12 protein-coding genes are annotated in these 12,638 nt (G+C 72.0%); 3 read left to right on the top strand and 9 right to left on the bottom strand.

What is annotated here, in order from left to right:
* Nucleotides 1-26: 26 nt before the first annotated feature.
* On the bottom strand, nt 27-1,304 hold the full coding sequence (locus tag G545_RS0111340; RefSeq protein ID WP_027070482.1) for an acetyl-CoA C-acetyltransferase: 1,278 nt from the start codon (nt 1,302-1,304) through the stop codon (nt 27-29).
* 138 nt (nt 1,305-1,442) lie between these two features.
* Between G545_RS0111340 and G545_RS0111335 the strand changes: the two genes are divergently transcribed.
* Nucleotides 1,443-2,360: a hypothetical protein gene (locus tag G545_RS0111335; protein WP_027070481.1), complete on the top strand. Its 918-nt coding sequence runs from the start codon at nt 1,443-1,445 to the stop codon at nt 2,358-2,360.
* On the opposite strand, the gene G545_RS0111330 is transcribed toward G545_RS0111335, so the two are convergent.
* From G545_RS0111330 to G545_RS0111310, 5 genes are all read right to left on the bottom strand, one after another.
* On the bottom strand, nt 2,357-2,857 hold the full coding sequence (locus tag G545_RS0111330; RefSeq protein ID WP_036136682.1) for a GNAT family N-acetyltransferase: 501 nt from the start codon (nt 2,855-2,857) through the stop codon (nt 2,357-2,359). The genes G545_RS0111335 and G545_RS0111330 overlap by 4 nt on opposite strands.
* The gene (locus tag G545_RS0111325) at nt 2,854-3,453 is read right to left on the bottom strand and encodes a superoxide dismutase family protein (protein ID WP_027070479.1); all 600 of its coding nucleotides are present in this window, start codon (nt 3,451-3,453) and stop codon (nt 2,854-2,856) included. Before G545_RS0111325 ends, G545_RS0111330 begins: the two co-directional genes overlap by 4 nt.
* A gap of 75 nt (nt 3,454-3,528) precedes the next feature.
* On the bottom strand, nt 3,529-4,932 hold the full coding sequence (gene ntrC, locus G545_RS0111320) for a nitrogen regulation protein NR(I) (protein ID WP_027070478.1): 1,404 nt from the start codon (nt 4,930-4,932) through the stop codon (nt 3,529-3,531).
* Nucleotides 4,929-5,966: a two-component system sensor histidine kinase NtrB gene (locus tag G545_RS0111315; protein ID WP_027070477.1), complete on the bottom strand. Its 1,038-nt coding sequence runs from the start codon at nt 5,964-5,966 to the stop codon at nt 4,929-4,931. Before G545_RS0111315 ends, ntrC begins: the two co-directional genes overlap by 4 nt.
* Nucleotides 5,967-6,014: 48 nt before the next feature.
* Nucleotides 6,015-6,620 (bottom strand): histidine phosphatase family protein, encoded by a 606-nt coding sequence (locus tag G545_RS0111310; RefSeq protein WP_027070476.1) that lies wholly within the window; start codon nt 6,618-6,620, stop codon nt 6,015-6,017.
* A gap of 85 nt (nt 6,621-6,705) precedes the next feature.
* Between G545_RS0111310 and G545_RS0111305 the strand changes: the two genes are divergently transcribed.
* Together G545_RS0111305 and G545_RS0111300 are read left to right on the top strand one after the other, a co-directional pair.
* Nucleotides 6,706-7,776 carry a polysaccharide pyruvyl transferase family protein gene (locus G545_RS0111305; RefSeq protein WP_197050200.1) on the top strand — a complete coding sequence of 357 codons (1,071 nt, stop codon included), beginning with the start codon at nt 6,706-6,708 and terminating at the stop codon, nt 7,774-7,776.
* Nucleotides 7,773-9,161: a Coenzyme F420 hydrogenase/dehydrogenase, beta subunit C-terminal domain gene (locus G545_RS0111300; protein ID WP_043711719.1), complete on the top strand. Its 1,389-nt coding sequence runs from the start codon at nt 7,773-7,775 to the stop codon at nt 9,159-9,161. The genes G545_RS0111305 and G545_RS0111300 overlap by 4 nt, the downstream gene beginning before the upstream one ends.
* Here G545_RS0111300 and G545_RS14570 read toward each other — a convergent pair.
* Genes G545_RS14570 through G545_RS14565 form a run of 3 tightly spaced genes read right to left on the bottom strand, consistent with a single transcriptional unit; the run spans nt 9,110 to nt 12,320 of the window.
* A complete protein-coding gene (locus G545_RS14570; RefSeq protein ID WP_036138488.1) occupies nt 9,110-10,051 on the bottom strand; it encodes a glycosyltransferase family 9 protein in 942 nt (313 codons plus the stop codon). The genes G545_RS0111300 and G545_RS14570 overlap by 52 nt on opposite strands.
* Before the next feature lie 17 nt (nt 10,052-10,068).
* Nucleotides 10,069-10,953, bottom strand: coding sequence for a beta-xylosidase (locus tag G545_RS0111290; RefSeq protein ID WP_027070473.1), 885 nt, complete (start codon nt 10,951-10,953; stop codon nt 10,069-10,071).
* A 41-nt stretch (nt 10,954-10,994) separates the two neighbouring features.
* The gene (locus G545_RS14565; RefSeq protein ID WP_081677863.1) at nt 10,995-12,320 is read right to left on the bottom strand and encodes an inositol-3-phosphate synthase; all 1,326 of its coding nucleotides are present in this window, start codon (nt 12,318-12,320) and stop codon (nt 10,995-10,997) included.
* Nucleotides 12,321-12,638 lie beyond the last annotated feature (318 nt).

Below are 12,638 nucleotides of genomic sequence, written 5' to 3'. Positions count from 1 at the left end.
CCGAAGAGCAGAAACAGATGTGAGACCTAGCGCTCCAGGATCGCCACAACCCCCATCCCCCCCGCAGTACAGATCGACACCAGGCACCGCCCGCCCCCGCGCGCCTTCAGCTCCTTCGCCGCGGTGGCCACGATCCGCGCGCCCGTCGCCGCGAACGGATGCCCGGTCGCCAGCGAGGAGCCGTTGGGGTTGATCTTCTCCGGGTCGATCCGCCCCAGCGGCTGGTCCAGGCCCAGGCGGGTGCGGCAGTACTCCTCGCTCTCCCAGGCGCGCAGGGTGCACAGCACCTGGGCGGCGAAGGCTTCGTGGATCTCGTAGAAGTCGAAGTCCTGCAGGGTCAGGCCGTTGCGCGCGAGCATCTGCGGCACGGCCACGGTCGGGGCCATCAGCAGGCCTTCGCCGTGGACGAAGTCGACCGCGGCCACGTGCACGTCGCGCAGGTGGCACAGCACCTCGTGGCCGTGCTCGGCGGCCCACTCGTCGGTCGCCAGCAGGCAGGCGGCGGCGCCGTCGGTCAGCGGGGTGGAGTTGCCGGCGGTCAGGGTGCCGCGGCCGGAGTTGCGGTCGAAGGCGGGCTTCAGCGTCGCCAGCTTCTCCAGCGAGGTGTCCGGGCGCAGCACGTTGTCGCGCGACACGCCGCGGAAGCTGACCACCAGGTCGTCGAAGAAGCCGCGCTCGTAGGCGGCGGCGAGCTTGAGGTGCGACGCCAGCGCCCACTCGTCCTGCGAGTCGCGGCTGATGTTCCACTGCTTGGCCATGTCCTCGCAGTGCTCGCCCATCGACTTGCCGGTGCGTGGCTCGCCCACGCCGGGGAACTCGGGCTTGAGCTCGCCCAGGCCAAAGCCGCGGAACTGCGCCAGCTTGCCCTTCGGGTCCTTGGCCGCGTTGGCGGCCAGCAGGCGCCGGCGCAGCTCCTTGCCGTAGACGATGGGCACGTCGGAGGTGGTGTCGCTGCCGCCGCCGATGCCGGCCTCGATCTGCCCGGTGGCGATCTTGGCGGCCACGGTGTTGATGGTGTCCAGCGAGGTGCCGCAGGCGCGCTGCATGGTGATGCCCGGCGTCAACGGCGACAGGCCGGACGACAGCGCTGCCTCGCGGCCGAGGTTCCAGTCCGAGGAGTGCTTGATGACCGCGCCCATGGCCACTTCGCCAAGCACCTGGCCGTGCAGCCCGAACTTCTCCACCAGCGCGCCCAGGGTCCGCACCGACATGCCGAGGTTGCCGACGTCCGCGTAGGCGGTGTTCTGCCGGCAGAACGGGATTCGCACGCCGCCAAGGATGGCTACGGGGCGGACTGGACGCATCGGGTCACCTCGCGGTCGGCCAGTGGCCGTATGTGGTCGCCCGGGCCGCGGCGACATGCCCCGGCAGGCATAATGGCCCGAGTGTAGCGCCGCCCCTTTGCGTCACCAAACGCCTGCGTACCGTTTCTTCAGGAATCCATGCCTGCATCCCAGAATTCCCCGTCCGCGGGCACTCCGCGGGTCCTCGGCGCCCTGGCGCTGGAGCTGACCGGGCTGTCCCCGGTGGGCCGCGACGCGCTGGCCCGGACCGAGGTGGAGACCCTCGCCGGGCTGGTCGCACGCGACCTGGCCAAGCTCGCGCCGGACGCCGCCACGCTGGAACTGGTCACCGTCGGCGCGCACTACGACCCCATCGAACTGCTGCGCCCGGCCTGGCCGCTGCACGCCGAACTGGACCAGCTTGCCGCGCGCGCGCCGCGCAGCGGCATCGGTGCCGGCGAGGGCCGGGTGATCGCCTTCGGCAGCCACGAGGGCAAGCTGCCCGGCGCGCTGTCGCCTTCGGCGGAACATGCCGGCGGGCCGCTGCGGCTGGTGCCCTTCGTGCTGTCCGGCCCGGAGCAGGCGACCGCGCGGGTGTCGGCGATCTTCGAGGCCGACCTGCTGGAGACCGGCATGGCCGGCGCCGACACCGCGCTGGCGGCGCAGGACGCGTTCGGCCTGCAGGTCGAGCACGCCCGCTACATGACCGTGCACGACCTGCTGGCGATGACCGCGATGCAGTATGACCACGCCGGCCTGGCCCCGCTGTGGCCGGTGATCGAGACCGCCCTGCTGGCACCCGGCGAGCAGGTTTGGGTCGACGAACTGCCGGAGCCGCTGCTGCACTTCAGCGGCGGCGAGGTACGCATCGCGATGCTGGACCCGGCCGCCTGGTACGACCGCTACGGCGGCGGCGCGGACCACCGCGACGAACAGGAACGCGCGCGCCTGCAGCGGATGCACCAGCACTTCGAGGCGCGCCAGCGCCAGTTCGGCACCGTGCTGGCGGCGCATGGCATCCCGGTCACGTTCGTGCATTGCGCGCGCGGCGAGGACTGCCGGACCGCCCTGGCCTAGCCGGCGGTGTATTCGGCCTCGAGGAGGTCGTAGCCGGCGTCCACCATCCCCAGCGCCTCGTAGGTGCGCCGGGCGTCGGCGTTGTCGCGCTCCACGTACAGGCGCAGCCCGACCACCCCCGCGGTCTCCCGGGCCAGTGCCTCCACGTGCCGGTACAGCGCGCGGAAGACGCCCCTGCGACGCCGGCCCGGCACGACGTAGACGCTCTGGATCCACCACCACTCGCCGTTGCGCCAGTCGCTCCACTCACGGGTGAGCATCAGCGTGCCGACGGGCTCGGACAGGGTCTCGCGCCCGCCGGCCACGGCCTGGCGGGCGGCGACGAAGTAGCGGGCCCGGGCGGGATCGGCGATTCCCGCGCTGACCCCGGCCAGCACGGTCGCGGGATCGAGTTCACGGCCCTCGGTCTCGCGCGCCATGGCCACCGCCCAGGCCGCGAGCAGGTCGGCGTCGTCCGCACCGGCGGCGCGGACGACCAGGCGCGTGGCTTCGGTCACTGCGCGCGGATGATGCCGCAGGCGATGCGGTTCCCTGCATCGCCGGTGGGCTGGCTGGTGTAGTCATCGGCCCCGCCGTGCACGATCACCGCCTTGCCCAGCGCATCGTTGGGCGCTCCGCCGCCGAGCACCACGCCCATCGCATGCACGTCGACCCGCGCCACGCCTTCGGCGTCGGCCACGATGTTGTCCATGTCGCCGCCGTGGTGGGCGCCGTGCCCGGCGCGCCCGTGCGGGTTGCCGTGCGGGTTGAAGTGGCCGCCGGCGCTGGTCGCGTCCGCGGCGCTGCAGTCGCCCTTCTCGTGGATGTGGATCGCGTGGGTGCCGTTGGGGGTCAGCCCACCGATCTCGCCGGTCAGGTGCAGGCCGTCGCCCATGGCCATCACGTCCAGCGTGCCGCTGACCAGGCTGCCGGAGGCGGCGGACAGGTTCACGCGCGCGTTGTGGACGGTCGAGGCGGTGGCCATGGCAGTCGGCGCCTGGGCGGCCGACGTTGCGCCGGTGGTCGCGGTCGTGGCGCTCTCCTGCGGGGTGCTGGCGCAGGCGGCGAGGCCGGCCACGCCGGCGGCGAGGAGCAGGGTACGGATCGGGGTCATCGCGATTCTCCTGTCGGTGATGCGGGGTAGGACAGCCGGAGAACGCTACCGCAACCGCGCGCTGGATGCGGTGAATCACTCCGCCGTGCGCGGGCCGAGCTTGCGCCCGAGGGTGTTGCGGCCGATGCCGAGCCGCGCGGCGGCCTCGCTGCGGTTGCCGCCGGCCTGGGCCAGGGCGGCCTCGAACACGGCCTGCTCGAAGCGCTCCAGCGCGCGGGCGTGGACGTCCGGGGTACCCGCCTCCAGCCGATCGCGTACCCAGTCCGCCAGTCCGCGTGTCCAGTCCTGCCCTGGATCCGGGGCGGCTTCGCCGGGCGCGCCACGACCAAGCAGCGCATCGACCTGCCGGGCGTCGATCGGCACGTCCGGTGCCAGCGTCGCCAGCCGCCAGCACAGGTTCTCCAGCTCGCGCACGTTGCCGGGCCATGGATGCGCCGCCAGCCGTTCGAGCGCGTCCGGGCGCACCCGTCGCGGCGCCGCGCCCAGGCGGGCGGCGGCCTGCTCCAGGAAGCGGGCGGCCAGCTCCGGGATGTCCCCGGGGCGTTCGCGCAGGGGCGGCAGCCGCAGGCGCACCACGTCCAGCCGGTGCAGCAGGTCGGCCCGGAAGCGCCCCTGCTCCACCAAAGATTCGAGGTCCTGGTGGGTGGCGGCGATGACCCGCACGTCCACCCGGACCAGTTCTCGCCCGCCGACCCGGAAGAACTCGCCCTCGGCCAGCACGCGCAGCAGTCGGGTCTGCAGCGCCGCCGGCATGTCGCCGATCTCGTCCAGGAACAGCGTGCCGCCGTTGGCCTGCTCGAACCGCCCGGTCCGGCGTCGCTGCGCGCCGGTGAACGCGCCCGCCTCGTGACCGAACAGCTCGCTTTCCAGCAGGTCGGCAGGAATTGCCGCGGTGTTGATCGCCACGAACGGCCGCGCAGCCCGCGGCGACTCGCGATGCAGCGCGCGGGCGACCAGCTCCTTGCCGGTTCCGGTCTCGCCGGTGACCAGCACCGGCACCGGGGCCTGGGCAAGCCGGCCGATCGCGCGGAACAGCTCGCGCATGGGCGGGGACGTACCAAGCAGGGCGTCGCCGCCGCGGCGGGACGTGGGCGCCGTCTCTGCATCGGTGGCGGCGCCGGCTCCCGCCAGCGTCCGCGCCGCCAGCGCCACGGCATCATCGAGGTCGAACGGCTTGGCCAGGTACTCGTGCGCGCCGCCGCGGAACGCCCCGGCGGTAGTGGCCACGTCGGTGTAGGCGCTCATCACCACCACCGGCAGGCCCGGCGCGATTTCGCGCAGCCGCTGCAGCAGCGCGAGCCCGTCCTCGCCCGGCATCCGGACATCGGTGAACAGCAGGTCCGGGGCGCCCTCGCCGAGCGCCGCCAGCACCGCCGCCGCACGCTCGAACTCCTCGACCTCGTGCCCGGCCTCGCGCAGGGCGGTGGCGAGCACGAAGCGCACCCCGCGGTCGTCGTCCACCACCCAGATCGTGCTCATGCGTCGTCCCCGTCGGTGATCGGCAACAGCAGGGTGAATACCGTGTGCCCCGCGCGCGAGCGCCACCCCAGCGAGCCGCGGTGCTCGCGTGCAACCTGTTGCGCCAGTGGCAGGCCCAGGCCGTTGCCCTCGGCCTGGCCGGTGACCAGCGGCAGGAACAGGGTGTCCGCCAGCTCGGCCGGCACGCCGCGGCCGTCGTCGACCACCTCCAGCCGCAGCACCAGCGGCCAGACCCGGTCGCCCAGGTGCAGCCCGTGCTCGGCGCGCGTGCGCAGGGTGACCGTGCCCGCGCCGGCCTGGATCGCGTTGCGCACCAGGTTCCAGAGCGCCTGCACCAGACGGTCGGCATCGCCCAGCAATTCCGGGAGGCTCGGGTCGTAGTCGCGGACCAGCCGCACGGCCCAGCCGGCGTCGCTCTCTGCCAGGCGCAGCACCCGCTCGAGCACCGCATGGATGTTGACCGGCTCCCTGGGACCCTGGGCTTGCGGCTGCATCAGCCCGTCCACCAGCGAGGCCAGGCGCGCGACCTCGTCCTGGATCAGGCCGGTCAACTCGCGGTCGCGCTCGTCCACCCGCCGTCCCAGCAACTGCGCGGCGCCCTTGAGCCCGGCCAGCGGGTTGCGCAACTCGTGCGCCAGACCCTTGAGCGTGGCCGAGAGCGCGGACGGCAGCATCAGGGCCGGGTCGTCGCCGGGAAACTCGTCGACCGGATGGGCCTCCACCAGGACGCCCCCCGCTTCCGCGGCGGACAGCCAAAGGTCGGCGAAGCGTTCGGCGCCCTCCGGATGGCGCAGGTGCATCCGCCGCAGGCGCAGCGGTGTGCCGTCATCCTCGAGCCGGGCAAGGGCAGATTCCAGTCGCCCCGGTTCCTCGACCTCGAGCGCGAGCAGGGGTCGCCCGAGCAGGCGCCGCGCCCCTACGCCCAGCCAGCTCGCGAACGCGGGATTGCACCAGGCCAGCGCCCCGTCGGCGCCGATCCACGCCAGTGGCGTCACCAGGGCTTCGGCATCGGGAGCGTGGGGGGCGGAGGACATCGGCACGATGGTAGTGGCTAACGCGACGCCGCCGGACTGCGCGGTGCGTCAACCGCGCGGCAGCCGGCCCGTGCCATTGACCGCCAGCACCCGCACGGCGCCGTCGCCGATCTCGACGGTGCTCACCGAGCCCATCTCCACCTCGAGCCGCAGCATCAGGTCCAGCGGCATGCCAAGGCAGTGGGCGAGCGCGGCGCGGATCATGTCGCCGTGGCTGACGACGACCACGGACTGGCCGGGGTGGCTGCAGCGCACGGCCTCCAGGCCCGCGACCATGCGCGCCTGGGCCTGCAGCATCAGCTCCCCGCCTGGCGCACCCGAGCAGCTGCGCAGCGAGTTGAATCGGTGGAAGGCTGCGTCGTCTTCAAGCGAGTCGAAGCGCCGGCCGGTCCAGTCGCCGGTGTCCAGCTCGAGGAATTCTTCACGGCTGGTGACCGGGAGCCCCAGTAGGGTCGCGATGGGTTCCGCGGTCTGCATCGCCCGCTCGAGCGGGCTGCTGTAGACCGCCGCCACCGGCACGCCGCCGAACCGCGATGCCAACCCGCGCGCCTGCTCCCAACCGGCGGCATTGAGGTCGATGCCCGGCGTGCGCCCGGCGAAGCCATGGCCGGAGTGGTCGTTGGCGGCGTGGCGGATCAGGAAAAAACGGGTCATCGGCATCGTCCCTGGCGGCGCCGGTCATTGTCGTCCGGCAACGGGTGACCGCGAAGGCTACATCCCGGCAAGGAGCATCCACCACGTGCGGATCGGCGTACTGACGTTCCATCGCTGCATCAACTACGGCAGCTACTGGCAGGCCCGTTGCCTGGTCGAGGGCCTGCGGGCCCGCGGACACGACCCGGTGGTGATCGACCATGTGTCGCGCCGGGTGGACATCGCCGAGTGGAGGTGCGCCTTCCGACCCACCCTGCCCGAGGTGCCGCCCCCGTCCGACCGCCCCCGCTACCGCGCCAAGATCCACCGCTTCCACGAGGCCGTCCAGGGCCTGCCGCTGTCGCCGCCGATCCCGCTGGAAGGCGGAGCCGCGCTCGAGTGCGACCTGGTGTTGGTGGGCAGCGACGAGGTCTGGAACCTCGCCCACCCGTGGTACGGCGACTGCCCGCTGTTCTACGGCCAGGGGCTGGCGGCCCCGCGGCTGGTCTCCTACGCGGCGAGCTTCGGCAACCACGACGCCGACTGGCGGCTGGACCGGGAGCATGCCGACTGGCTCGCGGCCTTCGACCACCTCTCGGTCCGCGACGGCAACTCGGCGCGGATCGTGGAAGACGCACTGGGCGAGGCGCCGCCGCTGGTACTGGACCCGTGCCTGCAGTTCCCACCGGACGCGGCCGCAGCCGGACCCGTGGAGCCTGGAGAGCCGGCCGGAGAGCCGTACCTTGCCGTGTACGGGCACGGCTTCTCGGAGACGTTCGCCAACCAGGTGCGGGAGTGGGCAGCGGCCCGAGGGCTCGGGATCGTCAGCATCGGCTACCGCAACGACTGGGCCGACCGACAATGGCTGGACGCCGGCCCGCATGCCTTCGCCCGCTTCATGGCCGGTGCCGCGGCGGTGGTCACCAACTTCTTCCATGGCTGCGTGTTCGCGCTGCTCAACGCGCGGCCATTCGCCTGCGAGCCGTCCTGGTACCGCAGCAACAAGGTGAGGGGGTTGATGGACACCGTGGGCGGCAACCGGCACATGGTGGAACCGGGCGCACCCGCCGACCTCGACGCCCTGCTCGGCGGCCCGCTGGAGCCCGCCATCGCGGCGTCGATCGACGCGGCGCGGCAACGCTCCGGCCACTACCTCGACCGGGCGCTGGCGGCATGAGGAACGACCTGCAACGCGCGCCCGGACCGGGGGACATCGTCCGCGCCGGCCTCTGCATCGGCTGCGGCGCCTGCGCCGGACTGGCAGCGCCGGGGCAGGCGGAAATGGGGTTCGACGAAGACGGCCTGCTGCGGCCACGCGCCGACCCGGACTGGATGGCGTCGGGCCCGCCCGGCTTTACTTCCATCTGCCCCTTCTCGCCACGTGCGGCCGACGAGGACCGGATCGCCGCACGCGAGTTCCCGAGGGCGCCCCGGCATGCGGCGAGCGTGGGCCGCTACGAATCGGCGTGGGTCGGCCATGCCGCCGAGGGCGACTTCCGCCTGCGCGGCAGTTCCGGGGGCCTGGTGAGCTGGGTCGCCTGCGAACTGCTCGACAAGGGCCTGGTCGACGCCGTGGTGCACGTCGTGCCTTGCGAGCAGCCACGGCAGGAGGGGCGCTTCTTCGCCTACCGGATCTCGCGCAGCGTCGGCGAGGTCCGCGAAGGCGCGCAGTCGCGCTACCACCCGATCGAGCTGTCGGAGGTGCTGCGCGTGATCGCACGCGAGCCGGGCGGCTACGCCGTGGTCGGCATCCCGTGCTTCATCAAGGCGGTGCAGCTGCTGCGGCGGAACGATCCCGTCTACCGCGAGCGCATCGTGCACACGCTCGGCCTGTTCTGCGGGCACATGAAGAGCGCGGCGTTCACCGAGAGCCTGGCGGTGCAGATCGGCGTCCCGATCGACCAGGTCCAGGCCGTGGAGTACCGGCACAAGGCGGAGGGTCGCCCCGCCAACTGGTACAGCACCCGCATGAGGCTCCAGGACGGCTCGCCGCGGACCGGCGACTGGTGGCACATGGCCGACGGCGACTGGGGCGCGGGCTTCTTCATGGCTCCGGCATGCAACTTCTGCGACGACGTGGTGGCCGAGACCGCGGACGTCTCCTTCGGCGATGCCTGGGTGGAGCCGCACTCGTCGGACTGGCGCGGCACCAACGTCATGCTGGTGCGCTCACCGGTGATCGGCGGCCTGGTCGAGCGCGCGCTGGCCGAGGGCCGTCTCGCCCTGGAGGAAGTGGACGACCGCTACGTCGCCGACACCCAGGCGGCGGGCCTGCGGCAGCGGCGCGAGGGACTCGCGTGGCGGCTCGCCCGGCGCCGCGGGCTGGTGCCGCGCAAGCGGGTGCCGCCCGATGCCGCCGCCCCGGATCCGGCGCGGCGGCGGATCTACGCCATGCGCCAGGCGATCTCGCGCTGGAGCCACCGCATGTTCCGGATTGCGCGCGCCAGTGGCCGTCCCTGGATCTACCTGCGCTGGGCCCGCGCATCGGCCGCGCTGTACCACGCGCTCGCCTACCACCGCGGCCGGCTGGGGCGGCTGGTCGCCTGGATCGAATCGCGCTGAGCCTCCAGGGCGCCGGCCACCCGCGCGACCACGCTGTCCCAGTCACCCGGTTCCTGCTGCCGGAACAGCCGCATGTCCGGGTACCACGGGCTGTCCTCCCGGCCTTCCATCCACCGCCAGTCCGGGTCGTGGTGCAGCAGCAGCCAGGTGGGGATGCCCATCGCACCGGCCAGGTGGGCCGGCATGGAGTCGATCGTCACCAGCAGGTCGAGCGACGCCAGCAGGCGGGCGAAGGCCGGGATGTCGAACTCGCCAGGGTACTCACCGGTGCGGCCATCCCAGCCCGCTTCTGCTGCGAGCGGCTGCACGATCAGCGGGCGGATGCCGGGGATCGCGGCAAGCGGCGCGATCGCCCCGAAGGCCATCGACCGCTCGGGGTTCCAGTCCCCACCCTGCCAGACCAGGCCGATGCGCGGCCGCGGGTCGGAACCACTCCCTGTCAGGGCGAGTGGCTCCGCCCGGAGGTACGGCACCGCGGTCGGCAGCTCGGTGGGGCGGAGGCGGAGCACGCGGGGCAGCTCCATCAACTCGACGTCGACCTCGTACTCCGCGTCCGGCGTGCCGTCGTGCAGCGGCAGCAGCACGTCGATGCCAGGCACTTGCCCCAGCATCGGCAGCAGGGCCGCCTGTGCCCAGACCACTACGCCACGTGCCACCCGTGCCAACGCGGGGATGTAACGGATGAACTGCAGCGTGTCGCCCAGGCCGTGGTAACAGCGCACCAGCACCCGCCTGCCTTCGACCGGGGCCCCGGTCCACACGTACTGCAGGTGCCGCGGCACGTGGCGGAAGTCGCACCCGGCGAGCTCGCGCATCGCGGTATCCCCTAGCGCCCACGCACGCTCCCACTCGCCCCGGCGCATGTACCGCACCCAGGGATCAGCGGCCAAGGCCTCTCCTTTGCCGCTCAGGCGTAGCGCCGCATCATCTCCACGCAGAAGTCGGCGAAACGCTGCGGCTCGCGTGGGGCGCTGGTGTGGTGGGGCTGGATCCCCTCGCACTCGGGGGTGAAGCAGAACGTCGCGGTCACCTCGAACTCGTCCAGCGCGGAGACCATGCGGTCGAACCAGCGCTCCGAATCCGGGCGCAGCCAGTCGGCCCAGCTCAGTCCCGTGCGCACCTTGCGCACGCCCAGCCGGCGCAGCCAGCCGACCGCGTCGTCGAGCCGGTGGTCCTCGAAGTGGAACCACTGGCAGATGCCCATTTCCGGCGTGTACTCATGGAACTGGCGCGCCGCCATCTTCGGCGTGCCGTCCTCGCGCAGCAGGCCCATGTGGAAATGGCGGTAGTAGGACGAGCCCTCGGCTTCCTTGTGCCGGGTCGTCGCCTCCCACGCCTGCGGAAGGTCGTACAGGCTGTACCAGTGGATGCGTGGCACCCGGCCCAGCAGCAGCGAGGCGGTGCGGCGCAGGCCGAAGTCCTGGACCTCCTCGGCGCCGAAGCTTGAGACACCGACCTCCGGAACCCACACCGGCAACGGGGTCACTGCTTCGATCTCGGCGATCCTCTCGGGCCAGGAGTCCAGCGGCCACAGGTTCCAGTCCAGCGGGAAGCCGTGCACGCCCACCGCGTCGAGGTCGTCGAGCGCGCCGAACTCGTGCATGCGGCGGATGAAGGCGGGATCGATGGGCGAGATGCCGCCGAGCACCCGGGTGACATGCGGTGCCTGCGCCCTGACCGCCTGCGCCGCCACTTTCACCATGTCCGCATAGAGCCGCCACTCCGGGTCGACCTCCATGTCCCAATGCGATTTGTTGTTGGCTTCGTTCCAGAAGGTGACGGCTTCGATCATGTTGTTCCGGGGTACTCCGAGGGAAGGGCTGGACCAGCGGATCAGTGGGTCGCGGCGGCGGCAAGCGCGGCCGCCGGCGCCTCGTTCCCGGCCTCGTCGGCGGGTTCAAGCGCGCCGATCCGGCGAAGGGTTTCGTGCAGCTTCGCCAGCTGGCGGAACACGTCGTGCTCGGGGCGCGCGCCGCCTTCCACCTGCGGCGACTTGAAGTAGAACGACAGCCATTCCTGCACGCCCGACATGCCGGCGCGCGAGGCCAGGTCCGACAGCAACGCGAGGTCCAGCGCGATGGGCGCGGCCAGGATCGAGTCGCGGCAGAGGAAGTTGATCTTGATCTGCATGCGGTAGCCGAGCCAGCCGAAGATGTCGATGTTGTCCCAGCTTTCCTTGTTGTCCCCGTGCGGCGGGTAGTAGTTGATCCGCACCTGGTGGTGCATGTCGCCGTACAGGTCCGGGTTGAGGTCCGGGCGCAGGATGTCCTCGAGCACCCCGAGCTTGGAGACCTCCTTGGTGCGGAAGTTGTCCGGGTTGTCGAGCACGTAGCCGTCGCGGTTGCCGAGGATGTTCGACGAGAACCAGCCGTTGATGCCCAGCGCGCGCGCCTGCAGCCCCGGCGCGAGGATCGTCTTCATCAGCGTCTGGCCGGTCTTGAAGTCCTTGCCGGCGATCGGCACGCCGCAGCGCTTCGCCAGCTGCACCAGCGCGGGCACGTCGCAGGCCAGGTTGGGCGCGCCGTTGGCAAACGGCACCCCGCAGCGGATCGCTGCGTAGGCGTAGATCATCGAAGGCGCGATCGCCGGGTCGTCGTTCTCCAGCCCCTCCTCGAAGGCGTCGAGGTCCTGATGGACCATTGAGGGCTGCGTGTACACCTCGGTCGAGGCACACCAGACCATGACCGCCCGCTCGCAGCCATTGGCCTGCATGAACCCGCGGATGTCGTCCATCAGCGCGCGCGCCTGCGCGGCCTTGCCGCGCACGTCCTTGACGTGGCTGCCGTGCAGGTTGGGGACGTAGGCCGGATCGAACACCGCCTCCATCGGGCGGATGCGCTCCAGTTCCGGGCGCAGCGCCTGCAGCTGCGCCGGCTCCAGCACCGCGGCCTTGCGCGCGGCCTCGTACACGTTGTCGGGATAAACGTCCCAGCCGCCGAACACCAGCTCGTCCAGGGTCGCCAGCGGCACCACGTCCGCGATCCGCACCGGCGACCCGTCCTCACCGGGCATGCGCCCCATCTGGGTCAGCGAGCCGACCGGCTCGGCCAGTTGCCGGCGCACCGCGGCGACACCTGCGATGAGGGTGGTGGCGACGGCGCCCAGGCCGGGCATCAGGACCGCGAGGCGGCCCCGCGGCGGTCGGATCGTCTGCTCCATATGGGTTCGCCTCCTGCGCGGGAAGGAACAAAGCATGAATGCGCGGGGGCGTGGAGGAGGTGAAGGCGCGGTGGGGAGGGTGTCCGGGCTTCGGGGGGAGCGTCGCCGTGGTGGGGTGCTTGCCGGCCGGTTCGGTCGGCCCATCCATGGGCCGACTCACCGGGCGTGGGCCATCCATGGCCCACTCCGGCAACACCCCACCCCGACGCCGCACCGGCGTTTCAATGACGCGGCACTCTCAACAAGGGGCACCTTCCCCTGCAACTTGGGTGAGATGAGTGGGCGAATACTCAGCACATCAAACACGCTCCCACTTCA

It is taken from the genome of Lysobacter defluvii IMMIB APB-9 = DSM 18482, from assembly GCF_000423325.1.
Classification (GTDB): Bacteria; Pseudomonadota; Gammaproteobacteria; order Xanthomonadales; family Xanthomonadaceae; genus Novilysobacter; species Novilysobacter defluvii.
This window is presented reverse-complemented; position numbering and strand designations above follow the sequence as displayed.

Excerpts from the sequence above, each read along its gene's own strand:
- G545_RS0111340 (WP_027070482.1), bottom strand. The coding sequence starts at position 1,304 with ATGCGTCCAGTCCGCCCCGTAGCCATCCTTGGCGGCGTGCGAATCCCG.
- G545_RS0111335 (WP_027070481.1), top strand. The coding sequence starts at position 1,443 with ATGCCTGCATCCCAGAATTCCCCGTCCGCGGGCACTCCGCGGGTCCTC.
- G545_RS0111325 (WP_027070479.1), bottom strand. The coding sequence starts at position 3,453 with ATGACCCCGATCCGTACCCTGCTCCTCGCCGCCGGCGTGGCCGGCCTC.
- ntrC (WP_027070478.1), bottom strand. The coding sequence starts at position 4,932 with ATGAGCACGATCTGGGTGGTGGACGACGACCGCGGGGTGCGCTTCGTG.
- G545_RS0111315 (WP_027070477.1), bottom strand. The coding sequence starts at position 5,966 with ATGTCCTCCGCCCCCCACGCTCCCGATGCCGAAGCCCTGGTGACGCCA.
- G545_RS0111310 (WP_027070476.1), bottom strand. The coding sequence starts at position 6,620 with ATGACCCGTTTTTTCCTGATCCGCCACGCCGCCAACGACCACTCCGGC.
- G545_RS0111300 (WP_043711719.1), top strand. The coding sequence starts at position 7,773 with ATGAGGAACGACCTGCAACGCGCGCCCGGACCGGGGGACATCGTCCGC.
- G545_RS0111290 (WP_027070473.1), bottom strand. The coding sequence starts at position 10,953 with ATGATCGAAGCCGTCACCTTCTGGAACGAAGCCAACAACAAATCGCAT.
- G545_RS14565 (WP_081677863.1), bottom strand. The coding sequence starts at position 12,320 with ATGGAGCAGACGATCCGACCGCCGCGGGGCCGCCTCGCGGTCCTGATG.